This window comes from Mesorhizobium sp. Root157 (assembly GCF_001427385.1).
Taxonomy (GTDB): Bacteria; Pseudomonadota; Alphaproteobacteria; order Rhizobiales; family Rhizobiaceae; genus Mesorhizobium.
In genome coordinates this window covers 163,147-183,338 of record NZ_LMGJ01000038.1, presented here as the reverse complement: position 1 = coordinate 183,338, position 20,192 = coordinate 163,147, and the positions used below count along the sequence as shown (strand labels likewise).

Annotated in this window: 26 protein-coding genes; 9 read left to right on the top strand and 17 right to left on the bottom strand. The window is 63.2% G+C overall.

What is annotated here, in order from left to right:
* Positions 1-356: hypothetical protein (locus tag ASD64_RS21515; RefSeq protein WP_210171817.1), on the bottom strand; the 356-nt coding region annotated here is incomplete at its 3' end.
* Between ASD64_RS21515 and ttcA the strand changes: the two genes are divergently transcribed.
* Positions 355-1,215 (top strand): tRNA 2-thiocytidine(32) synthetase TtcA, encoded by an 861-nt coding sequence (gene ttcA, locus ASD64_RS20075; protein ID WP_056109025.1) that lies wholly within the window; start codon positions 355-357, stop codon positions 1,213-1,215. The genes ASD64_RS21515 and ttcA overlap by 2 nt on opposite strands.
* Positions 1,216-1,234: 19 nt before the next feature.
* Here the strand turns inward: ttcA and ASD64_RS20070 are convergent, their stop codons facing one another.
* The 10 genes from ASD64_RS20070 to purC all read right to left on the bottom strand — a co-directional run bounded on the left by ASD64_RS20070 (position 1,235) and on the right by purC (position 8,550).
* Entirely contained in the window at positions 1,235-2,476 is a 1,242-nt protein-coding gene (locus ASD64_RS20070) for a multidrug effflux MFS transporter (protein WP_056109023.1), read from the bottom strand.
* Between the two features lie 103 nt (positions 2,477-2,579).
* A complete protein-coding gene (gene grxD / locus ASD64_RS20065; RefSeq protein WP_056109019.1) occupies positions 2,580-2,915 on the bottom strand; it encodes a Grx4 family monothiol glutaredoxin in 336 nt (111 codons plus the stop codon).
* A 142-nt stretch (positions 2,916-3,057) separates the two neighbouring features.
* A complete protein-coding gene (locus ASD64_RS20060; protein ID WP_056109016.1) occupies positions 3,058-3,291 on the bottom strand; it encodes a BolA/IbaG family iron-sulfur metabolism protein in 234 nt (77 codons plus the stop codon).
* 14 nt (positions 3,292-3,305) lie between these two features.
* A complete protein-coding gene (gene purL, locus ASD64_RS20055; RefSeq protein ID WP_056109013.1) occupies positions 3,306-5,516 on the bottom strand; it encodes a phosphoribosylformylglycinamidine synthase subunit PurL in 2,211 nt (736 codons plus the stop codon).
* 119 nt (positions 5,517-5,635) lie between these two features.
* Positions 5,636-5,866: a hypothetical protein gene (locus ASD64_RS20050; protein WP_056109011.1), complete on the bottom strand. Its 231-nt coding sequence runs from the start codon at positions 5,864-5,866 to the stop codon at positions 5,636-5,638.
* Positions 5,867-5,977: 111 nt separating this feature from the next.
* The gene (locus ASD64_RS20045) at positions 5,978-6,397 is read right to left on the bottom strand and encodes a hypothetical protein (RefSeq protein WP_056109223.1); all 420 of its coding nucleotides are present in this window, start codon (positions 6,395-6,397) and stop codon (positions 5,978-5,980) included.
* Between the two features lie 143 nt (positions 6,398-6,540).
* Positions 6,541-7,209 (bottom strand): phosphoribosylformylglycinamidine synthase subunit PurQ, encoded by a 669-nt coding sequence (gene purQ / locus ASD64_RS20040; RefSeq protein WP_056109009.1) that lies wholly within the window; start codon positions 7,207-7,209, stop codon positions 6,541-6,543.
* The gene (locus ASD64_RS20035; RefSeq protein ID WP_056109006.1) at positions 7,206-7,460 is read right to left on the bottom strand and encodes a hypothetical protein; all 255 of its coding nucleotides are present in this window, start codon (positions 7,458-7,460) and stop codon (positions 7,206-7,208) included. Before ASD64_RS20035 ends, purQ begins: the two co-directional genes overlap by 4 nt.
* A 19-nt stretch (positions 7,461-7,479) precedes the next feature.
* Entirely contained in the window at positions 7,480-7,722 is a 243-nt protein-coding gene (gene purS / locus ASD64_RS20030; RefSeq protein ID WP_056109220.1) for a phosphoribosylformylglycinamidine synthase subunit PurS, read from the bottom strand.
* 30 nt (positions 7,723-7,752) lie between these two features.
* Positions 7,753-8,550 (bottom strand): phosphoribosylaminoimidazolesuccinocarboxamide synthase, encoded by a 798-nt coding sequence (gene purC, locus ASD64_RS20025; RefSeq protein ID WP_056109217.1) that lies wholly within the window; start codon positions 8,548-8,550, stop codon positions 7,753-7,755.
* Between the two features lie 284 nt (positions 8,551-8,834).
* Here purC and ASD64_RS20020 point away from each other — a divergent pair, with 284 nt between their 5' ends.
* Positions 8,835-9,155, top strand: a complete 321-nt coding sequence (locus ASD64_RS20020; protein WP_056109003.1) for a DUF1476 domain-containing protein — start codon at positions 8,835-8,837, stop codon at positions 9,153-9,155.
* Positions 9,156-9,275: 120 nt separating this feature from the next.
* Positions 9,276-10,055: an HpcH/HpaI aldolase family protein gene (locus tag ASD64_RS20015; RefSeq protein WP_056109210.1), complete on the top strand. Its 780-nt coding sequence runs from the start codon at positions 9,276-9,278 to the stop codon at positions 10,053-10,055.
* A gap of 46 nt (positions 10,056-10,101) precedes the next feature.
* Here the strand turns inward: ASD64_RS20015 and ASD64_RS20010 are convergent, their stop codons facing one another.
* Entirely contained in the window at positions 10,102-10,650 is a 549-nt protein-coding gene (locus tag ASD64_RS20010; protein ID WP_056108999.1) for an RBBP9/YdeN family alpha/beta hydrolase, read from the bottom strand.
* A 158-nt stretch (positions 10,651-10,808) separates the two neighbouring features.
* Between ASD64_RS20010 and ASD64_RS20005 the strand changes: the two genes are divergently transcribed.
* Positions 10,809-11,711 (top strand): VOC family protein, encoded by a 903-nt coding sequence (locus ASD64_RS20005; protein WP_413813621.1) that lies wholly within the window; start codon positions 10,809-10,811, stop codon positions 11,709-11,711.
* A 68-nt stretch (positions 11,712-11,779) separates the two neighbouring features.
* Here ASD64_RS20005 and purB read toward each other — a convergent pair whose 3' ends face one another.
* The 3 genes from purB to ASD64_RS19990 are packed head-to-tail and all read right to left on the bottom strand — an operon-like array spanning position 11,780 to position 14,417.
* Complete coding sequence (purB, locus tag ASD64_RS20000) at positions 11,780-13,087, bottom strand: adenylosuccinate lyase (protein ID WP_056108996.1); 1,308 nt, start codon at positions 13,085-13,087, stop codon at positions 11,780-11,782.
* A 59-nt stretch (positions 13,088-13,146) separates the two neighbouring features.
* Positions 13,147-13,695 carry a hypothetical protein gene (locus ASD64_RS19995; RefSeq protein ID WP_320410215.1) on the bottom strand — a complete coding sequence of 183 codons (549 nt, stop codon included), beginning with the start codon at positions 13,693-13,695 and terminating at the stop codon, positions 13,147-13,149.
* The gene (locus ASD64_RS19990; RefSeq protein ID WP_056108991.1) at positions 13,692-14,417 is read right to left on the bottom strand and encodes a DUF2259 domain-containing protein; all 726 of its coding nucleotides are present in this window, start codon (positions 14,415-14,417) and stop codon (positions 13,692-13,694) included. Before ASD64_RS19990 ends, ASD64_RS19995 begins: the two co-directional genes overlap by 4 nt.
* An 88-nt stretch (positions 14,418-14,505) precedes the next feature.
* Between ASD64_RS19990 and ASD64_RS19985 the strand changes: the two genes are divergently transcribed.
* Positions 14,506-14,760: a DUF2171 domain-containing protein gene (locus ASD64_RS19985; protein ID WP_056108988.1), complete on the top strand. Its 255-nt coding sequence runs from the start codon at positions 14,506-14,508 to the stop codon at positions 14,758-14,760.
* A gap of 67 nt (positions 14,761-14,827) precedes the next feature.
* Here ASD64_RS19985 and ASD64_RS19980 read toward each other — a convergent pair whose 3' ends face one another.
* On the bottom strand, positions 14,828-15,829 hold the full coding sequence (locus tag ASD64_RS19980) for a P1 family peptidase (RefSeq protein ID WP_056109205.1): 1,002 nt from the start codon (positions 15,827-15,829) through the stop codon (positions 14,828-14,830).
* Positions 15,829-16,902, bottom strand: a complete 1,074-nt coding sequence (locus ASD64_RS19975) for a branched-chain amino acid ABC transporter substrate-binding protein (RefSeq protein WP_056108985.1) — start codon at positions 16,900-16,902, stop codon at positions 15,829-15,831. Before ASD64_RS19975 ends, ASD64_RS19980 begins: the two co-directional genes overlap by 1 nt.
* 169 nt (positions 16,903-17,071) lie before the next feature.
* On the opposite strand from ASD64_RS19975, the gene ASD64_RS19970 reads away from it, so the two are divergent.
* The 4 genes from ASD64_RS19970 to ASD64_RS19955 are packed head-to-tail and all read left to right on the top strand — an operon-like array spanning position 17,072 to position 20,140.
* On the top strand, positions 17,072-17,566 hold the full coding sequence (locus tag ASD64_RS19970; protein ID WP_056108982.1) for a flavin reductase: 495 nt from the start codon (positions 17,072-17,074) through the stop codon (positions 17,564-17,566).
* A 28-nt stretch (positions 17,567-17,594) separates the two neighbouring features.
* Entirely contained in the window at positions 17,595-18,524 is a 930-nt protein-coding gene (locus ASD64_RS19965; RefSeq protein WP_056108977.1) for an AAA family ATPase, read from the top strand.
* 53 nt (positions 18,525-18,577) lie between these two features.
* A complete protein-coding gene (locus ASD64_RS19960; protein ID WP_056109203.1) occupies positions 18,578-19,780 on the top strand; it encodes a vWA domain-containing protein in 1,203 nt (400 codons plus the stop codon).
* An 18-nt stretch (positions 19,781-19,798) separates the two neighbouring features.
* Positions 19,799-20,140, top strand: a complete 342-nt coding sequence (locus ASD64_RS19955) for an XdhC family protein (protein WP_056108973.1) — start codon at positions 19,799-19,801, stop codon at positions 20,138-20,140.
* Positions 20,141-20,192 lie beyond the last annotated feature (52 nt).

The following is a 20,192-nucleotide window of genomic DNA, read 5'->3' as shown; positions in this document are numbered from 1 at the left end:
CAGAAGCGATGCGAAGGATTATGGAGGCGGTGCGAAGGGGTGTGGAAAAAGGCGATGAGAGGTTTTGCAGGAAGTGAATGGGAACAAGGAGTTGGCGGCAGGGACGGGTGGCAGGTGCATGGATCGATCCCCATTCTCGGCCGCGGACGGGCCTTTTCCGGACCGCTGGCGTACTGCCGCCATGTCACGTCATCGATACCGGTTCGCTTCAGCGGTGACGCGGGTTGGAGTTCTCCCCGGCGTTCGGGAATTTCCACGCTGGCGCCCGGCATGCCTGCGAGCCGCGAAAAGCGCTTCGCATCACCGAGGCCGATGTTGTAGAGCGTTGCGCGACCAACCTGTGGGCCGAACGCCATGAACATGCTGTCCGAACCGATTGCCGACCCGGAAGGTGGATTTCATCCGCTGTTCAAGGACGCGCCGTCCTCCGTGGAGTTCAACAAGCTGCGCAAGCGGCTGATGAGGCAGACCCGGCAGGCCATCGAGGATTTCGCCATGGTGAAGCCCGGCGAACGCTGGCTGGTGGCGCTGTCGGGCGGCAAGGATTCCTACGGCCTTCTCTCCATGCTGCTCGATCTGAAATGGCGCGGGCTGCTGCCGGTCGAACTGCTTGCCTGCAATCTCGACCAGGGCCAGCCGAATTTTCCCAAGCATATCCTGCCGGATTACCTGAACGCCAACGGCGTTGCCCACCGGATCGAGTACCGGGATACCTATTCGATCGTGACCGGCAAGCTGGCCGAGAACAGCACCTATTGCTCGCTCTGCTCACGGCTGCGGCGCGGCCATCTCTACCGCATTGCCCGCGAGGAGGGGTGTTCGGCCCTGGTTTTGGGGCACCACCGCGAAGATATTCTCGAAACCTTCTTCATGAATTTGTTCCATGGCGGCCGGCTTGCCGCCATGCCGCCCAAGCTTCTCAACGACGACGGCGACGTGATGGTGCTGCGGCCGCTGTCCTACTGTGCCGAGAACGATCTGGAGCGGTTTGCGTCGGGCATGCAATTCCCGATCATCCCGTGCGATCTGTGCGGCAGTCAGGACGGACTGCAGCGCAACATCATGAAAGCGATGCTGGACGATATCGAAAAGAAGATGCCGGGCCGCAAGGACACCATGATCCGGGCGCTGACCAATGTGCGCGCCTCGCATCTGCTCGACCGCAAGCTGTTCGACTTCGCTGGCCTGGCGCTCGGCGCTGCCGCTTCGGAGTAACCCGGCGGGCCGTTGATGTTTAAACCGGCGGATTGTGCGGCTGGAACAGCTTGCCGCGCTCGGCGATCAGGACGAACAGGAGGCCGACCAGCGCGACGGCGAAGAAGCCGGCGCCGAGCGGCGTCGTGGTGCCGTCAAATGCCTGGCCAAGTCCCGCGCCGATCAAGCCGCCGCCGGCGGTGCCCATGAAACCCAGTACGGCTGAGGCCGTGCCGGCGACATGGCCGAGCGGCTCCATGGCCAGCGCATTGAAGTTCGAGCCGATCAGGCCGAACTGGAACATGGCCAGCGCAAACAGCAGCAGGAACAGCGCGAACGGGATGGTCCCGAACAGCGACAGGACAAACCAGGCGGCGCTCACCAGCATGAAGCCGATCAACGCGCCATGTGACAGGCGCCGCATGCCGAAGCGCCCGACGAGGCGGGAGTTGAGGTATGAGGCAAGCGACATGAAGGCCGCCACCGCGGCGAAGGCGACCGGGAACATCGTGCCGAGTTCATAGATGCCGACATAGATCTGCTGGGCCGAGTTGATGAAGCCGAACAGCGCGCCGAAGATGAAGGTCGAGGCCAGCGTGTAGCAAAGCGCGACGCGATTGGTGAGCACGATGGCGAAGGCCTGGCCGATGGAGCGGATGGTGAAAGGGCGGCGATCTGCGGGGTTCAGCGTCTCGGGCAGCCTCAACTGCATCCATATCACGACGGCGACCGCGGCAACCGCCATGAAGACGAAGATCAGGTGCCATTCGCCGAACAGCATGATGATCTGCCCGGTGCCGGGCGCGATGATGGGCACGATCATGAACACCATCATGACCAGCGACATCACTTCGGCCATCTGGCGGCCGCCGAAGACGTCGCGGATGATGGAGACGGTGATGACGCGTGTGGCGGCCGAGCCGACGCCATGGACGAAGCGTGCCAGAAGCAGCGCCTCGAAAGTGGGGGCGAAGGCACCGACAAGGGCCGCGACCACATAGATGCCGAGGCCGGCCAGCATGGGGGCCTTGCGGCCGAAGCGGTCGGCGAGCGGCCCATAGGCGAGCTGCGCCACCGCAAAGCCCATCAGGTAGGCCGAAATGACATACTGGCGATGGTTTTCGCTCTCCACGCCAAGGCTGGCGCCGATTTCCTGGAGGCCGGGCAGCATGATGTCGATGGCCAGCGCATTGAGGGCCATCAGCATCGCCATCATGGCGATGAATTCCATTTTGCCCATGCCGAGCAGGCGGGGCGGTGCCGTATTCGCGGTAGCGTCCATTTTTTCACCCGTAAGAGAGCAACAAAGGCGCTGGGGTGGCCAGCGCCTTCAGATGCGGTCCCGAACGGTGCCGGAACAGCGGAGGAAATAGGGCGGGGTGAGGTCAGGCAGTGCCTTTGACCTTGATGCCCTTTTCGTCGAAGAACGTTTGCAGTTCACCCGCCTGGAACATCTCGCGGATGATGTCGCATCCGCCGACGAACTCGCCCTTTACGTACAGTTGCGGGATCGTCGGCCAGTTGGAATAGTCCTTGATGCCCTGGCGCAGCTCGGTGGAATCGAGGACGTTGACGCCCTTGTAGTCGACCCCGACATAGTCGAGAATCTGGACGACCTGACCGGAGAAGCCGCATTGCGGGAAGCCGGGGGTGCCTTTCATGAACAGCACCACGTCGGTGTTCTTGACCTCACTGTCGATGTAGTCGTTGATGCCGCTCATGACTGATCCTTTCAAGGCCCGTGGGATCCAGGCCGCAAAACTTTGCCTTCAAATAACCCCGTGCGCGCTCTGAAACAAGACGTTTGCCGTCCGGTTTCGGAAATGGCGCATCGATTGGCCCGGCTTTGGGCCAAAGCCGACCTCAGTCTGGCGCGCTGGTCTGAAGCGCCAGCGCGTGCAGGACGCCGCCCATATTGCCGCCGAGCGCATCGTAGACCATCTGGTGCTGCTGCACCCGGCTCTTGCCGCGGAAGCTCTCGGCCACGACTTCGGCGGCATAGTGGTCGCCGTCGCCGGCAAGGTCGCGGATCGTCACCTTGGCGTCGGGGATGCCTTCCTTGATCAGCCGTTCGATGTCGCGCGCGTCCATTGCCATATCGTATTCCCCGTTCAGGTTCCCATGAATTTCGGGAACCACGATTCGTGAGCGGTGGTGAGTTCGCTTATGGATATGGCATGCGCCTCGCCAAGTTTCAATTCGCGCCCGCCGGTGGTGCCGATGCGGGCAGCCGCGACGCCGGCCTTCGTCGCCGCCTGCACGATTTCCTCTGCCGCCTCGGCCGCGACGGCGAGCACATAGCGGCCCTGGTCTTCGCCGAAGAAGGCCTCGGCGGGAGCGGCAGGGGGAGCATCGATGCGGGCGCCGATGCCCGACGCCATCGCCATCTCGGCCAGCGCGACCGCGAGCCCGCCGTCGGACACGTCGTGGCAAGCGGTGACGATGCCGGACGAAATCAGCGCGCGCACATGGTTGCCGACGCGCTTTTCATGCGCGAGGTCGACCGGGGGAGCCGCACCTTCAGCGCGGCCATGGATGTCGCGCAGGAAGACCGACTGGCCAAGATGCGTGCCCCAGGCTGACGGCGCGCCGACCAGAAGGATCGCTTCGTCCGCTGCGGCGAAGCCGATGCGGGCCATTTGCGACCAGTCTGCAAGCAGTCCGACGCCGCCGATGGTGGGGGTGGGCAGGATGCCCTGGCCGTTGGTCTCGTTGTAGAGCGAGACGTTGCCGGAAACGATCGGGAAGCCGAGTGCGCGGCAGGCCTCGCCGATGCCTTTGATGGCTGCGACGAGCTGGCCCATGATTTCGGGCCGTTCGGGATTGCCGAAATTGAGGTTGTCGGTGGCGGCAAGGGGCAGGGCGCCGGTGGCGGTCAGGTTGCGCCAGCATTCGGCAACCGCCTGCTTGCCGCCCTCGTAGGGGTCGGCTTCGCAGTAGCGCGGCGTCACGTCGGAGGAGAAGGCAAGCGCCTTGCTGGCGTGACCCTCGACGCGCACGACGCCGGCATCGCCGCCCGGCCGCTGCAGCGAATTGCCCTGGATCATGGTGTCGTACTGTTCCCAGACCCAGCGGCGCGACGACAGGTCCGGCCCGCCGAGCAGCTTGAGAAGCGCATCGGCGACATCGACCTTGGGCAGCGCGGAGACATCCAGTTCGGCCGGCTTCTTCGGCTCGACCCACGGGCGGTCATATTCGGGCGCCTCGTCGCCGAGTTCCTTGATCGGCAAGTTGGCAACCTCTTCGCCCTGGTGCAGCACACGGAAGCGCAGATCGTCGGTGGTCTTGCCGACGATGGCGAAATCGAGGCCCCATTTGGTGAAGATCGCCTCGGCCTCTTCTTCCTTTTCGGGGCGCAGCACCATCAGCATGCGCTCCTGACTTTCCGACAGCATCATCTCGTAGGCCGACATGCGCTCCTCGCGCACCGGCACCTTGTCGAGGTCGAGTTCGATGCCGAGGTCGCCCTTGGCGCCCATTTCGACGGCCGAGCAGGTCAGGCCTGCCGCGCCCATGTCCTGGATGGCGATGACGGCACCCGATGCCATCAGTTCGAGGCAGGCTTCAAGCAGGCACTTTTCGGTGAAGGGATCGCCGACCTGCACGGTCGGGCGCTTTTCGTCGATCTTGTCGTCGAATTCGGCCGAGGCCATGGTGGCACCGCCGACGCCGTCGCGGCCGGTCTTGGCGCCGAGATAGACGACCGGCAAGCCGACGCCCTTGGCTTGCGACAGGAAGATGGCGTCGGTCTTGGCGAGGCCGGCGGCAAAGGCGTTGACGAGGATGTTGCCGTTATAGCGGGCGTCGAAATTGACCTCGCCACCGACGGTCGGCACGCCGAAAGCGTTGCCGTAGCCGCCGACGCCGGAGACAACGCCTGCTACCAGATGCCTGGTCTTGGGATGATCCGGCGCGCCGAAGCGGAGCGCGTTCATTGCCGCAATCGGGCGCGCGCCCATGGTGAAGACATCGCGCAGGATGCCGCCGACGCCGGTTGCCGCCCCCTGATAGGGTTCGATGTAGGAGGGGTGGTTGTGGCTTTCCATCTTGAAGACGACGCAATCGCCGTCGCCGATGTCGACGACGCCGGCATTTTCGCCCGGTCCCTGGATCACGACATCGCCCTTGGTGGGCAGGGTGCGCAGCCATTTCTTCGAGGACTTGTACGAGCAATGCTCGTTCCACATCGCCGAGAAGATGCCAAGCTCGGTGAAGCTGGGTTCGCGCCCGACCAGATCGAGGATGCGCTGGTATTCGTCCGGCTTCAGGCCGTGCGCGGCAATGAGTTCGGGGGTGATTTGGCGGGTGTTGGAAATGGTCATCGAAAAGGTCGCGTCCAGCTTCGGTGTCGGCGTCCTATTAGCGCATGCACAGGGCGGTTACACCCCCGCCGGCCCGAGAAAAATAGCCGCAACTCAGCCTGTAGCCCGCTTTCGCCGATTCAACTGTTCTTGTGCATCCAGATGCCGAACGCGATCAGATAGAGATAGGCGAACAGCCCCAACGCGATCATCTCCGGCGTTTCGACCAAGCCGTTCTCGCTGAAGAGTGCGGCTTCCAGTTCAGGGTAGGGCTGATACCAAAGCCCTATCAGCAATCCGATGCCAAAAAGGATTGCCCCCGCGGCAAGCCACGGCAAAACTTTCGGATAGACGATCTGATTCGACTGCACCTTCAGCGATTCCCCTAGCCTGCAAACCCCGATGGAAGGTTTGCCCGTACGGGATTGATTCGAGAAGCCGGCAAAGCAGCTTATGCACGGGAGTGTCCCGTGCGCGGCAGGCTATCCCGTCGTGTTGCAGTCGCTGCTGCCGCCCTGCCATCGCGCAATGTCGGAACCGATGCGGGCACCGAGCGGTTCGCTCATCAGCGGCCCGAACGCATCGACGCGGCTGGAACTGCCGGTCGCCTGCACGACCAGAAGTGGCTTGCCACCGTAGTGCTTGGCCGGCACCAGAAGGAAGCGCGGCGTGCCGCCGAAATTGTTCAGCTCGTTGGCCATCTGGTAGGTCTTGAAGGCCGGATCCTTGCTGGCGATCCAGCATTTGTGGGCGGCGATGGCGACCTGTTCCATGGCGCGCAAGGAGGCGCTCTTGCCTGACGACGGGGCGGTGTTGCTTTTCGATCCCGACTGGCAGGAGGCGAGCGCAAGCCCGGCGAACGCAAGCATCGCGGCCCGGCTGATGAGAGATAGCTTTGTCATGCGCCCGTTCATCTCGTTTTGGGAGGAAGGTTTCGGACACGCGCCAAGCCGGAAAACGGCATGGCGGTTTAAGCCGGTTCTAGAGCGCGTCGCAATCTTTCAGATTCGCTGGCGCGCTCCAAGTGATTGTTTTTGTGCATGCATTAGGCAGCAATGCCAAGGGCGCTTTCGAACAAGCCGCGGCCGTCGCTGCCGCCATGAGCGGCCTCGATGAGGTTTTCCGGGTGCGGCATCAGGCCGAGCACATTGCCCTTGGCCGAGACGATGCCGGCAATGTCGTTGATCGAACCGTTGGGGTTGGTGCCTTCGGCGTAGCGGAACACCACCTGACCATTGCCCTCCAGCCGGGCCAGCGTTTCGGCATCGGCGAAATAATTGCCGTCGTGATGGGCGACCGGGCAGCGGATGATCTGGCCCGGCTGGTAGTTGCGGGTGAAGGCGGTGTTGGCGTTGGCGATCTGCAGCTTGACTTCGCGGCAGACGAATTTGAGCGAGGTGTTGCGCATCAGGGCGCCAGGCAGCAGGCCGGATTCGACCAGGATCTGGAAGCCGTTGCACACGCCGATGACCATGACGCCCTTGGCGGCCTTGTCGGCGACAGCCTTCAAGGCCGGCATGCGGGCGGCGATGGCGCCGCAGCGCAGATAGTCGCCATACGAAAAGCCGCCGGGGATGACGATGAGATCGACATCGGGGATTTCCGTGTCGGTTTCCCATACGGTGACGGGCGGCTTGCCGGAAATCTTGGTCAGCGCCGCGATCATGTCGCGGTCACGGTTGAGGCCGGGAAGAAGGACGACTGCTGATTTCATTTCGGCTCGTAAGGGTGTTGGGGTTCGGCGAGTTCGCGCAGTTCGAGGCGGTGTTCTATTCTTTCAAGGCGCTGATCGATGCGGCCAGTTATCGCATAGATGTTGCTGATGTCGGTCTGCGTGCTCAGGGCCTGCAGTCTCATCGCGACGATCTCGTGCTTGACCTCACCCAGACCGCTTTCAAGTCGATCCATTCGCTGATGAATTTTCTTCAGGAGATCATACATCAGTTCGTTGGTGACTTCGGTCATTCTGCCCTCCGGCACAACCCTAGATAAGCGTCACAGTATAATTCTCGATTACCGTGTTGGCGAGGAGCTTGTCGCACATCGCCTTGAGGTCGGCTTCGGCCTTGGCCTTGTCGGTCGCGTCGAGCTCGAGGTCGAACACCTTTCCCTGGCGCACGGAGCCGACGCCGCCAAAGCCGAGGCCGCCGAGCGCATGTTCGATCGCCTTGCCCTGCGGGTCGAGCACGCCGTTCTTGAGGGTTACGGTGACGCGGGCCTTGATCACGCTAGCCTTGCTCCGGTTCATGTTGATCGATCAGTGCGGCTTCGAGCCCTTCGGCGGCTCGGCCGAAGCGACCAGTACCGGCCCTGTCGGGCGCGGCGGCTCGTTCTCATTCATGATGCCGAGGCGGCGCGCGACCTCCTGATAGGCTTCGACCAGCCCGCCCATGTCGCGACGGAAACGGTCCTTGTCGAGCTTGTCCTGGGTGGCGACGTCCCAAAGCCGGCAGGAATCCGGCGAGATTTCGTCGGCCACGACGATGCGCATCATGTCGCCTTCGTAGAGACGGCCGCATTCCATCTTGAAATCGACAAGCTGGATGCCGACGCCGAGGAACAGGCCGGACAGGAAGTCGTTGACGCGGATGGCCAGCGCCATGATGTCGTCGATCTCCTGCGGGCTCGCCCAGCCGAAGGCGGTGATGTGTTCTTCCGACACCATCGGGTCATCGAGCGCATCGGCCTTGTAGTAGAATTCGATGATGGAGCGCGGCAGCACGGTGCCTTCCTCCATGCCCAGCCGCTTGGCCAGCGAGCCGGCGGCGACATTGCGCACAACCACTTCGAGCGGGATGATCTCCACTTCCTTGATCAACTGCTCGCGCATGTTGAGGCGGCGGATGAAGTGGGTGGGAATGCCCATACGGTTCAGATGGTTGAAGATGTGCTCGGAGATGCGATTGTTGAGCACGCCCTTGCCGTCGACCACTTCATGTTTCTTGGCGTTAAAGGCGGTGGCGTCGTCCTTGAAGAACTGGATCAGCGTTCCGGGCTCGGGCCCTTCATAGAGGATCTTGGCCTTGCCTTCGTAGATGCGGCGGCGTGACTTCATTTTCTTGTGTTTCTCTGGCTCGAGGGGCGGGCGTTGCAACCGGTCCCTTTTTCTCGCCGCAAAGGCGGCTACCATGGGGGCTCAATCGCGGTCTCTATCGCAATCGGACCTTTTTCTCAATCGGCAAAACCGGGCATTCACCTCTTTGGACGGGCAGGCTACCGCCGAAATGTCGCAGCGCTGCGATAAAACAAGCATATTGACCGGGCGGCGTCCTTTTGGTTTGTGCGTGGACACCACATATTCACCTTCACCGAATCGAACATCGACCTTGGAGGCACGGCATGACGAGCATGAAGGACCGGCAGGATGGGTTCGAACGCAAGTTCGCGCTCGATGAGGAACAGAAATTCCGTGCCGTGGCCCGCCGCAACAAGCTGCTTGGCCTGTGGGCGGCCGAAAAGCTCGGCAAGAGCGGCGCCGACGCCGATGCCTACGCCAAGGAAGTGGTGAACTCCGACTTCGAGGAAGCCGGCGATCACGACGTCTTCCGCAAGATCCGCAAGGATTTCGATGCGGCCAGCGTCGACCAGTCGGACCATCAGATCCGCCGCACCATGGACGAACTTATGGCGACCGCGGCCGAGCAGGTGAAGAACAGCTAAAGGCCTATCTGCCAAAGTTTTGGTCTGGACCAATCGACCGCCCGGACAATCCGGGCGGTTTTTCTTTGCCTTTCCATGCGTTTCCGGCTGAAACTGGATTCTTTCAATGAGGAAGTTGCCATGTCCCTGAAGGAACGGCTCGCAGCCGACGAAACGCTGATCACCGGCTGGTCGGGGGTGCCTGACGCGTTGACGGTGGAGATCATGGCGCGCCAGGGGTTCGATGCGCTGACCCTCGACATGCAGCATGGCGGCCACAGCGAGGACAGCGTGCTGCGCTGCATCGTACCGATACAGGCTGCGGGTAAGCCGGTGATCGTGCGCGTTCCGGTCGGCCGTTTCGACATGGCGAGCCGTGCGCTGGATTTCGGCGCCGAAGCGGTGATCGCGCCGATGGTGAACTCGGTCGCCGATGCCAGGGCCTTTGCCGCAGCGATGAAATATCCGCCGGTGGGGCAGCGTTCGTGGGGGCCGACGTTCGGCCATCCGCGCCACGGCAAGGGCGACCATCAGGACTGGCTGCGTGAAAACAACGCGCGCACGCTTTCCTTTGCCATGATCGAAACGCGCGCGGCGCTGGATGCCCTGGATGGCATTCTGGAAACGCCCGGCATCGACGCCATTTTCCTCGGGCCTGGCGACTTCTCCATCGCCTGGACGAACGGCGCGACGGTCAATTCGACGCTGGAAGACATGATGGAAACGGTGGCCTCGGTGGCCAAGCGCGCGCGGGCGGCCGGCAAGCATGCCGCCATTTATGTCACCGATGTGAAAATCGCCGGGCGTTTTGTGGAGATGGGCTATCGCCTGCTCGCCACCGGCCAGGAACAGCAGTTGATCGCCAGTGGCGCGGCCAGCCTGCTTGCAGGCCTCAAGGGGTCGATAGGGAATAGGGAATAGGGAATAGGGAATAGGGAATAGGATAAAATCCCTCTCCTGTCGTGCCCTATAGCCGCGTCATGAACTGGGCGAAGGTCAACGACCCTTCGGGCCACGGACCATGCCCGGATTTGGAATTGAGGTGCCCGACGTCTCCGGCGTCGATGAACAACGATCCCCATGCGCCTGCAATGTCTTCCGCGACATCGAAGGAGCAGTAGGGGTCGTTGCGGCTCGCGATCATGACCGAGGGGAAGGGCAGCGGATCGCGCGGGTAGGGGCCGAAGGTCATCAGGTGCTTCGGCCTGACCTTCGGATTGGCGACGTCGGGAACGGCGACGAAGAAGGCGCCGGCAACCGGCCTGGTGAATTTCGGCATGGCCTGGATGACGCTGGGGACGCCGAGCGAATGCGCGACGAAGACCACCGGGCGCTCGGCCTCGTTGACCGCCTTGGCGACCGCATCGGTCCAGTCTTCGCGCACCGGCTTCGACCAGGCCGCCTGCTCGACGCGCCGCGCCGTCGACAGCTTCGCCTGCCAGCGGCTTTGCCAATGGTCGGGGCCGGAATTGGTGTAGCCGGGGACGATGAGGATATCTGCGTCTTTAACTTTCATGACCCGCATTTAGCGGGATGGTATGGTCGCCGCAATGGCGGCCTTGCAGGGTGGGTGTCGAAATTGTGAACACGATGTTCGCTTTTTGCCTTCTTGTGTGAACGATCCCGTTGATCGATATAGCTGCCAAGACAGAAACAGCCGTGCCGGAGTTTGGTTTGACACTGACACGACGCACCTTGATCGGCGCTGCAGGAACCTTGCCGTTGGCATGCTGGGCAGAGGCCGGTCGGACGGAGACACTGATGAGCGAATTGCCCTTTGCCGCGACGGCGCCTGTGAGCGTTGCCCGTGTCGGCTTGCGCGCCCGCGATGCCGAAGGCCTTGCCGCCTACTACCGCGCCATTGTCGGGCTGGAAGAACTTGCCCGCGACGGCGAAACCATCACGCTGGGCGCTGCGGGGCGGCCGCTGCTGGCCATTGAATCCGACAAGGCGGCGAAGCCGGACGATCCGCGCAGCGCCGGCCTATTCCACACCGCATTCCTGTTGCCGAGCAGGGCCGATCTTGGCCGTTGGATCAATCACGCGATTGCTGAGAAGATCAAGGTCGAAGGCGCGTCCGATCACCTCGTCTCCGAGGCGCTTTATCTGACCGATCCGGAAGGCAACGGCATCGAGATCTATGTCGACCGGCCGCGCGAGGACTGGGCCTGGAAAGGCTCGCAGGTGGCGATGGCGACCGAGCGTATGGACGTGCCCGGCGTGGTGGGCTCAGTCCCGGCCGGTGACGCTGGCTGGCAAGGCGCGCCGCAAAACACCGTCATCGGTCACGTGCATCTGCGCGTCGGCGATCCGCGAGAGGCCGAAGCCTGGTGGAACCGCGAATTCGGTTTCGACACTGTCGCCAAATACGGTGCGCAGGCCGTATTCCTGTCGTCAGGCGGCTATCACCACCATATCGGCGCCAACACTTGGCAGAGCGCGGGCGCAGGCCATCGCGACAATGGCCGCACCGGTCTTGCCTGGGTCGAGATGCGCGCAACCGACGCGGACGGTGAGGTGAGCCGCGAAGACCCCTGGGGCACGGTGATCCGCACCGTTCCGGGCAAGCCGGTTTGACCGTCCCGGAAAGATCAAAACAAAAGGGCCCTCGCGGGCCCTTTTTCATGTCCAAGGCTGAGGCTGGATCAGGCTTCCCCGAACACCCGCTTGAAGATCGTGTCGACATGCTTGGTGTGATAGCCAAGGTCGAATTTCTCGCGGATTTCGGCCTCGGGGAGCGCGTCGGTGACCTCCTTGTCGGCCAACAGTTCCTCAAGGAAATCAGCGCCATGCTCCCACACTCTCATGGCGTTGCGCTGGACCAGCCGGTAGGAGTCCTCACGGCTGACGCCGGCTTGGGTGAGCGCAAGCAGGACGCGCTGGGAGTGAACGAGGCCGCGGAACTTGTTCATGTTCTTGAGCATGTTGTCCGGATAGACCAATAGCTTGTCGATGACGCCGGTCAGCCGCGACAGCGCGAAGTCGAGCGTGACGGTGGCGTCCGGTCCGATCATGCGCTCGACCGAGGAATGCGAAATGTCGCGCTCGTGCCACAGCGCCACGTTCTCCATCGCCGGCATGGCGTAGGAGCGCACCATGCGGGCAAGGCCGGTCAGGTTTTCCGTCAAAACCGGGTTGCGCTTGTGGGGCATGGCCGACGAGCCCTTCTGGCCCGGCGAGAAATACTCTTCCGCTTCCAGCACTTCGGTGCGCTGCAGGTGGCGGATTTCGATGGAAAGCCGCTCGATGGACGAGGCGATGACGCCGAGCGTGGCAAAGAACATGGCGTGGCGGTCGCGCGGGATGACCTGTGTTGACACCGGCTCCGCCTTCAGGCCGAGCTTTGCCGCCACGTGTTCTTCGACATGGGGGTCGATATTGGCGAAGGTGCCGACAGCGCCGGAAATGGCGCAGGTGGCAATGTCCTCGCGCGCATGGACAAGGCGCTGGCGGGCGCGCGAGAATTCGGCATAGGCCTCTGCCATCTTGACGCCGAAGGTGGTCGGCTCGGCGTGGATGCCGTGGCTGCGGCCGATGGTGACGGTGTCCTTATGCTCGAAGGCGCGGCGCTTGAGCGCTGCCAGCAGCGCATCGATGTCGGCCAGAAGCAGGTCGCTGGCCCGCGTCAACTGCACCGCAAAGCAGGTGTCCAACACGTCCGACGAGGTCATGCCCTGATGGATGAAGCGCGAGTCCGGGCCGACGAACTCGGCCAGATGGGTGAGGAAAGCGATGACGTCGTGCTTGGTGACGCGCTCGATCTCGTCGATGCGCGCCACGTCGAACTTGGCCGCGCCGCCCTTTTCCCAGATGGTTTTTGCCGCTTCCTTGGGGATGACGCCGAGTTCGGCCAGCGCGTCGCAAGCGTGCGCCTCGATCTCGAACCAGATGCGGAAGCGCGTTTCAGGCGACCAGATAGCGACCATTTCCGGCCGGGAATAGCGTGGGATCATCGGTCAATCCTGACTTATCTTGAAGGTTTGCCGCGTCCTAACAGAGCGCGGCCAAATGCTCAACGCGTTACTTGCGCAAACCAGAGGCTGGTCAACAGAAGCGCGACAAAGCCGATCGGCAAATAGAGCCGGATGCCGAGCACGGCGAATTGGTAGAGAGCGGCCGCTATGGTGAAGAACACTTCGCTGAACCAGAAACCTGAGAAGACGGTGGTGTGGCGTTCGGCAAGCAGCCAGTAGAGCAAGGCGTGCAGGCCGCTGGTGAACGCGATTGTCGTGGCGAGCAGGCAAACGAACAGCGCCGCGAAGGCCGCCTCCCGGCCGCGCCCGATGGAAACAAACCGCGCCAGATAAAGCGCGGCCGGGAAGGCCAGCGCGCCTCCGGCAACAAACATCAGCGAAATCTCGCGGATTTGCGCCGGTGTCACCCATTCAGCCAACAACAGGTCGGTGAGTGCCGATGCGCCCATGGCCAAGCCCCACCCTATGGCGCCGGCAAGTGACAGGCGAAGCGACGGCAAGGCCAGCCGGGCGCGTCGCGGTGCCGCAGGTTGCGCCATGCGGGACTGACGGGCGTTGTCGTGCTGGAATGCTGGCACGCTCGTCACGGCTTTCCGGTCACTGCGATCCAGCGGTAATCCGGCCCTTCGAAGCCGATACGGCGCACGGCAATCAGCACGGCATAGCGCTCAAGAGCGTCTTTCGTAAAAGTCTGCACCGCACCGATCGAGTAGCCGGTCGGGCAGCCGCGGCTTTGCGGCACCGATTTGTCTTCATGCAGGACTTGCGTCTGCCCGCCCGCAGTTCCGTCGACGCGCAGGAGGCGAAAACCGCTGGCTTCGCCAAGGCCATGGCAATTTTCCGCTTCGACCATCGGCAGGACTTCCAGCCGGAATTCAAGCGGCGGGTCGATGGCGGGAAACACCGGACGCGGATTGACGACAATGCGCAACGGGTCGGCGGACAATTCGGTGACCGGGTTGAACCCGGCGGTGAAGCCGTGATTGGTCGCAAGTTCCGATTGCTTGACGATCACCTCGCCTTGCTGGCGGGCCTGATCCCGCGCTGTTGCGAGGGTGGCAGCTTCATCGTCGATGCGCACCCGGATGGGTGTGCCTTTGGCGAAGGTGTCAGTCGCTGTGTCGATGTAATAGCGGTTGGCATATGGAAAGCCGGAACCGTCCTGGATGCCGTATTCCTCGAAGGCAAAGATGCCGCCGTCCTGGCTGAAACCGAGAATTTCAAGCTGGGCCGCGTCGCCCGCACTCGCAGCAGCGGGAACGGCAAGCGGTGCCAGCAAGGCCAGTACGGACAAGAGTTTCAATCGCATTCTACCTCGTCTCCGGTTGCCGGATGGTCATAATGCATCCAATTGCAGTTTCGCCCGTTGTGTCACGGAAATTCAACGGAGAACCATCATGACCGATACGTCGAATGTTCGCGAGCATATGGAAGTGATTGGCGCCGATGGCGTTCATATAGGCACCGTCGACCGTATCGAAGGCAACAGGATCAAACTCACGCGAAAAGACAGTGGCGAAGGCTCGCACCGGGGCCACCACCATTATATCCCCGCCAGCCTGATCGCCGAAGTCGAGGGCGACAGGGTGCGGCTGTCGGCCAACTCCGACGTGGCCGTATCGTTCGAGGAGGAGCAGTCGGACCCGACCTGACGCTTTTCTCCTTGTCAGGACCAAAATCCGGCTCGCGCCACGCCCGAAACCTGAATGTCGATTGGTCCTAGCGCGCAGCCCATACCGGAAAAAGATCGCCCTTGGCAGGTGTGGCGGCGTAGATGCCTCGCGCGATGGCACGCGCCATGGTGGCGCCGGCGGCGGCGCCAAGATCGATTGCCTGTTCGGGCGAAAGGGCAATGCCGCTCCTGCCGGTTGCCAGCGCGAACACAAGGTCGCCGTCGAAGGGCGTATGGCTTGGCCAGATGGCGCGGGTAAAGCCGTCATGCGCGGCGATGGCGAGGCGCTTGGCGGCTGCCTTGTTCAGCACCGCATTGGTGGCGATGATGGCGATGGTGGTGCTGGCCCCTTGCGGCTTTTCGTGGAATTTCAGGGCAATCCTGCGGGCATCGTCGGGCAGCGGGTGAGGGTAGCCAAGGCCGCCGAACTCATCGCCGATCTCGAACGGAGCAGCCCAGAAGTGCCGCGTCCGCCCGACCGTGACCGAACCAAGCGGATTGGCGGCGACAAGTGCTGCGACAGTGACGCCGTTGTCCAACACGGTCGAGGCGGAGCCAAGCCCGCCCTTGAGACCGGCTGTCAGCGCGCCTGTGCCGGCACCTGCCGAACCGATGGCGAAATCCAGGGCGGCGTTTTGCGCGGCCTCGTAGCCCAACTCACGATAGGGCGGGTAGCGGCCCCAATCCTTGTCGCCGCCATTGGCGAGGTCGAATAGGATGGCGGCCGGCACGATCGGCACGACCTGGTCCTGGACGACGAAGCCGACGCCTTGTTCGCGTAGCGCCGCCTGTACGCCCGATGCCGCGTCCAGCCCGAAGGCGGAGCCACCGGCGAGGACGACGGCGTTGACGGCTTCGACCGTATTGTGCGGTTCGAGCAAGTCGGTTTCGCGGGTGCCCGGCGCGCCGCCGAGAACCTGGACGCTGGCCACGGCAGGCTCGTCGCACAACAGGGCCGTAACCCCGGATTTCAGCCTGGCATCGGCGGCATTGCCGACGCGAAGGCCGGCCACATCGGTGATGAGGTTCTTGGGGCCGGTGCGGAACATCATTGCCCTTCGAGCGGGAGGAAGCGTTGCCCGTCGAAACGATAGGCGCGGTACGGATTTTTGCTGAGATCGCCTTTTGGATCGAAGCGGATCGTGCCGATGGCGGTGGCGAAATCCTGCCCGGCAAGGGCGTTCGCCACAGGCTTTCCGGCGGATTGGGCCGCTGACGAGGCGGCATTTGCAATCTCTACGGCGGCGTAGGCGGGCAGGGCGTAGCCCTCGGCGATGACATTGGCTGAAGCAAAGGCGTCGAGCACCGTCTTGTCGGCGGTTTCGGACCATCCCGGCAAGGCGATCATCAAGGTGCCGGTTGCAAACGGCACGTCGCCCGGCGCCGTGCGCAAGGCCTCGCCGCCAGCGAAGACGATGCCGGCGTCAAGATTGCCGGCGTCACGGGCCATGATGGCAATGTCGGCGCCGTCGCCTCCGGCGAAGACGTGGGTGGCTCCGGCCTTCTTGAGACGCCCGACAAGCGCGATCTGGTTGTCCATCTCGGGGCGGAAGGTGTCCATGAAGACTGGCTTCAGCGCAGCTTGCTCGACGGCGGCGCGCACCGTCTCGGCCATTTCGCGGCCATAGATCGTGCCGTCGTCGACGATGGCGAACAACTCGTCCTTCCATAGGCGGGTCAGGATCGTGGCGGCGGCGTTGCGCTCGTCGTCGCCGCGCGGGCCGAGCCGGAAAACCTGCCAGCCGGTCTTGGCGCGGCGGTCGGTCAGGCTTTCGGTGCGCACGCCAACGGTGACGGCTGGGATGCCGGCACCCTTCAGGATCGGCAATGCGGCTTCTATCGCCTCGGTGCACAGAAAGCCGATGACGACCTGCACCTTGGCCTCGGCGAAGGCGCGTGCGGCGGCGGCACCCCCTTCGGCGGTGCAGGCATCGTCGACGGTGTTTAGTTCCGCACCGGTGGTTCGGGCCGCGAGCGCGGCACCCGATACGATCTGCTGGCCCAGCAGCGCCGATGGTCCCGACAAGGGTGCGGCGACGCCGATGGTCAGCGTTTCGGCATGGACCACGCCGGCAATCAAAAGACTGCCGAGCATTGCCATTATGCCTGTCGCTGCGCGCATTGGGACCAAAATCCTCACTGCCGGCAAGACGCCGACCGTGCCAAGACCTAATCCGTGGCTGGCTCGGGCGCAACACGGCAAGTTCATGCTGATCTGTCAAGCACTTCGCTTGTGGCCCGATGCCTTGGGCCATATATAGCGATAAGTTCGAGATGACGGAAAATCGCTGGTGCTGAAGAAAAACGACATTGGGCCGCAGGCCTATCGCGATGCGATGGCCAAGTTCGCCGGCCAGGTTCATGTGGTCACGACGGACGGGCCGGGCGGCCTGCGCGGCGCGACAGTGACGGCCGCGTGTTCGGTATCCGATGCCCCGCCGATGGTGCTGGTGTGTCTCAACCGCGAAAATCCCAACAACGAAGCCTTTATCGTCAACGGCAATTTTGCGTTGAACACTTTGGCCGCGCATCACGAGCCGCTGGCAACCGCCATTTCCGGCCTGACCCGTCTTTCCGTTGCCGAGCGATTTGCGCTTGGAATCTGGGACACGATTTCGACCGGCGCGCCGACACTTGTGGATGCGCTCGCGGTCTTCGATTGCGAGTTGGTCGACACCAAGGATCTGGCCACGCACAGGGTACTATTTGGCAAGGTGACAGGCTTGCGTATCGGGGATAACCTGCAACCGCTGATCTATCATGATCGCGGCTATACAGTGCTTTAGGCGCGCGTAAGGCGCGCCAGGAGACGAAATGAAAGACCTTTCCCCGCGCGCCGCGCCGCGGACGATCGACGAAACGCTCGATCTTCTCAACAGCGCGGACTACGTCGCCGACCGGTCGTTGGCAACAGTGCTTTTCCTCAGCCTGCGCATGAAGCGTCCCTTGTTTCTCGAAGGCGAGGCTGGTGTCGGCAAGACCGAGATCGCCAAGGTGCTGGCCGAGACGCTGGGCCGCCGGCTGATCCGGTTGCAGTGCTATGAAGGTCTCGACGTTTCGTCCGCCGTCTACGAGTGGAACTATGCCGCGCAGATGATCGAGATCCGTATGGAGGAGGCGTCGGGCAAGGTCGACCGCTCCGACATGGAACGCAATGTGTTTTCGGAGAAATACCTGATCCGCCGCCCGGTTCTGGAGGCGCTGACCGGCAAGTCGGGTGCGGCCCCCGTATTCCTGATCGATGAACTGGACCGCACCGACGAGGCCTTCGAGGCGTTCCTGCTCGAAATCCTCTCCGATTTCCAGGTCACGGTGCCGGAACTGGGCACCATCAAGGCGGAAGAGCCGCCGCTGGTCATCATCACCACCAACCGCACCCGCGAAATCCACGACGCCCTGAAGCGGCGTTGCCTTTACCACTGGGTCGACTATCCGAACGCCGAGCGCGAACTGGAAATCGTGCGGCGCAAGGTACCGGAGGCCAATCGCCGGCTGTCCGCCGAAGTCGTCTCCTTCGTGCAGAAATTGCGCCAGATCGAACTGTTCAAGGCGCCGGGCGTGGCCGAGACGATCGACTGGGCCGGCGCACTGACCGAATTGGACAAGGTGGCGCTCGATCCGGAAACGGTTTCCGACACGATCGGCGTGCTGTTGAAATACCAGGACGATATTGCCCGCATCGGACAGGGCGAGGGCCGGCGCATCCTCAACGAGGTGAAGGCCGAGCTTTCGGCGGCGGAGTAAGTGCGGTGCCGAAACCTCCAAACGAACCGAGAGAGGCGGCGCCCGACGGGCGCATGGCCGACAACATCGTCTATTTTGCCCGCGCGCTGCGCAAGGCCGGCTTGAGGGTCGGTCCGGCTTCGGTCAAGGACGCCATCGAGGCTGTGCTGGCGGCCGGCATCGGCAACCGTGACGACTTCTATTGGACGCTGCATGCAGTGCTGGTGATGCGGCGCGAGGATCACGAGACGTTCGACGAGGCGTTTCGCCTGTTTTGGAAATCGCGCGAACTGATCGAGAAGATGCTGGCGATGTTTTCGCCGGTGGCGCCGGACAAGCGCGAGAAGGCCAAGCCTCGCGCTGCCGAAAGCCGCGTTGCCGACGCCCTGTTCGAGGGACACCGCAAGGATCAGCCGGTTCAGGAGATGCCGGAGATCGAGGTCGACGCGCGCTTCACCGTGTCCGGCGACGAGGTGCTGCGCGGCAAGGATTTCGCCCAGATGAACGCCGCCGAAATGGCCGGCGCCAAGCGCGCCATTTCCGAACTGAGGCTGCCGTTCGATCTGGTCCGCACGCGGCGCTTCAAGCCCGATTCGCGTGGCGGCCGTATCGATCCGCGCGCCATGATGCGGGCGGCCGCGCGCACCGGCGGGCAACTGGTGCTGCCGAAATTCCGCTCGGCCAGGCAAGTGCATCCACCCCTGGTGGTGCTGGCCGATATTTCCGGTTCGATGAGCCAGTATTCGCGCATCTTCCTGCATTTCCTGCATGCGTTGACCGAAAAACGCCGGCGCGTCCACGCCTTCGTCTTCGGCACGCGGCTGACCAATCTGACCCGCCAGATGCGCCACCGCGACCCCGATGTCGCCCTGGCCGATTGCTCGGCGGCGGTGAAGGACTGGTCCGGCGGCACCCGCATCGGCGATGCGCTGGCCGAGTTCAACCGGCTGTGGTCGCGGCGCGTGCTGGGGCAGGGCGCGATGGTGCTGTTGATTACCGACGGACTGGAGCGCGACGACGTCGGCGGCCTGTCGAGCGAGCTTGAAAGGCTGCACAAGTCCTGCCGGCGCCTGATCTGGCTCAATCCTTTGCTGCGCTTCGACGGCTTCGAGGCCAAGGCGCGCGGGGTTCGGGCCATGCTGCCGCATGTCGATGAGTTCCGCGCCGTGCACAATCTCGATGCGCTTGCCGATTTGTGCGCCTCGCTCGACCGGCGCTCCGCGACCTCGGTCGATCCGCGCCGATGGGTCGAGGCCGAGAGCAGGCGCGCCGCGTGACAGTCCGGGAGAAGGAAGATGGAAGCCAGTGCCTATATCGATGAAGCCCGCGATCCGTTGATCATCGCGGAAGGCTGGGTGAAGGACGGCCGCGAAGTCGCCCTTGCGACGGTGGTGGAGACCTGGGGGTCTGCGCCGCGCCCGGTGGGCAGCCATCTGGTCATCGATGCCGAAGGCAATTTCCAGGGGTCGGTTTCCGGCGGATGCGTGGAGGGCGCGGTGGTGACGGAAGCCATCGACGTGATCGAAACGGGTAAGGCAAAAATGCTGGAATTCGGCGTTGCCGACGAAACCGCGTGGCGGGTCGGCCTGTCGTGCGGGGGCAGGATCAAGGTCTATGTGGAACGGCTGGATAGCTAAAATGCTTGAGGACGGGCTGCAAATCGCGAGTTCTTCGCTTCCGGTGCTCACG

Excerpts from the sequence above, each read along its gene's own strand:
- ASD64_RS19955 (WP_056108973.1), top strand. The coding sequence starts at position 19,799 with ATGGAAGCCAGTGCCTATATCGATGAAGCCCGCGATCCGTTGATCATC.
- ASD64_RS19965 (WP_056108977.1), top strand. The coding sequence starts at position 17,595 with ATGAAAGACCTTTCCCCGCGCGCCGCGCCGCGGACGATCGACGAAACG.
- ASD64_RS20070 (WP_056109023.1), bottom strand. The coding sequence starts at position 2,476 with ATGGACGCTACCGCGAATACGGCACCGCCCCGCCTGCTCGGCATGGGC.
- ASD64_RS20045 (WP_056109223.1), bottom strand. The coding sequence starts at position 6,397 with ATGACAAAGCTATCTCTCATCAGCCGGGCCGCGATGCTTGCGTTCGCC.
- purQ (WP_056109009.1), bottom strand. The coding sequence starts at position 7,209 with ATGAAATCAGCAGTCGTCCTTCTTCCCGGCCTCAACCGTGACCGCGAC.
- ASD64_RS19990 (WP_056108991.1), bottom strand. The coding sequence starts at position 14,417 with ATGCGATTGAAACTCTTGTCCGTACTGGCCTTGCTGGCACCGCTTGCC.
- ASD64_RS20020 (WP_056109003.1), top strand. The coding sequence starts at position 8,835 with ATGACGAGCATGAAGGACCGGCAGGATGGGTTCGAACGCAAGTTCGCG.
- purC (WP_056109217.1), bottom strand. The coding sequence starts at position 8,550 with ATGAAGTCACGCCGCCGCATCTACGAAGGCAAGGCCAAGATCCTCTAT.
- purL (WP_056109013.1), bottom strand. The coding sequence starts at position 5,516 with ATGACCATTTCCAACACCCGCCAAATCACCCCCGAACTCATTGCCGCG.
- ASD64_RS20035 (WP_056109006.1), bottom strand. The coding sequence starts at position 7,460 with ATGACCGAAGTCACCAACGAACTGATGTATGATCTCCTGAAGAAAATT.
- grxD (WP_056109019.1), bottom strand. The coding sequence starts at position 2,915 with ATGAGCGGCATCAACGACTACATCGACAGTGAGGTCAAGAACACCGAC.
- ASD64_RS19980 (WP_056109205.1), bottom strand. The coding sequence starts at position 15,829 with ATGTTCCGCACCGGCCCCAAGAACCTCATCACCGATGTGGCCGGCCTT.
- ASD64_RS20060 (WP_056109016.1), bottom strand. The coding sequence starts at position 3,291 with ATGGCAATGGACGCGCGCGACATCGAACGGCTGATCAAGGAAGGCATC.
- ttcA (WP_056109025.1), top strand. The coding sequence starts at position 355 with ATGAACATGCTGTCCGAACCGATTGCCGACCCGGAAGGTGGATTTCAT.
- ASD64_RS19960 (WP_056109203.1), top strand. The coding sequence starts at position 18,578 with ATGGCCGACAACATCGTCTATTTTGCCCGCGCGCTGCGCAAGGCCGGC.
- ASD64_RS19985 (WP_056108988.1), top strand. The coding sequence starts at position 14,506 with ATGACCGATACGTCGAATGTTCGCGAGCATATGGAAGTGATTGGCGCC.
- ASD64_RS20015 (WP_056109210.1), top strand. The coding sequence starts at position 9,276 with ATGTCCCTGAAGGAACGGCTCGCAGCCGACGAAACGCTGATCACCGGC.
- purB (WP_056108996.1), bottom strand. The coding sequence starts at position 13,087 with ATGATCCCACGCTATTCCCGGCCGGAAATGGTCGCTATCTGGTCGCCT.
- ASD64_RS20010 (WP_056108999.1), bottom strand. The coding sequence starts at position 10,650 with ATGAAAGTTAAAGACGCAGATATCCTCATCGTCCCCGGCTACACCAAT.
- ASD64_RS19975 (WP_056108985.1), bottom strand. The coding sequence starts at position 16,902 with ATGCGCGCAGCGACAGGCATAATGGCAATGCTCGGCAGTCTTTTGATT.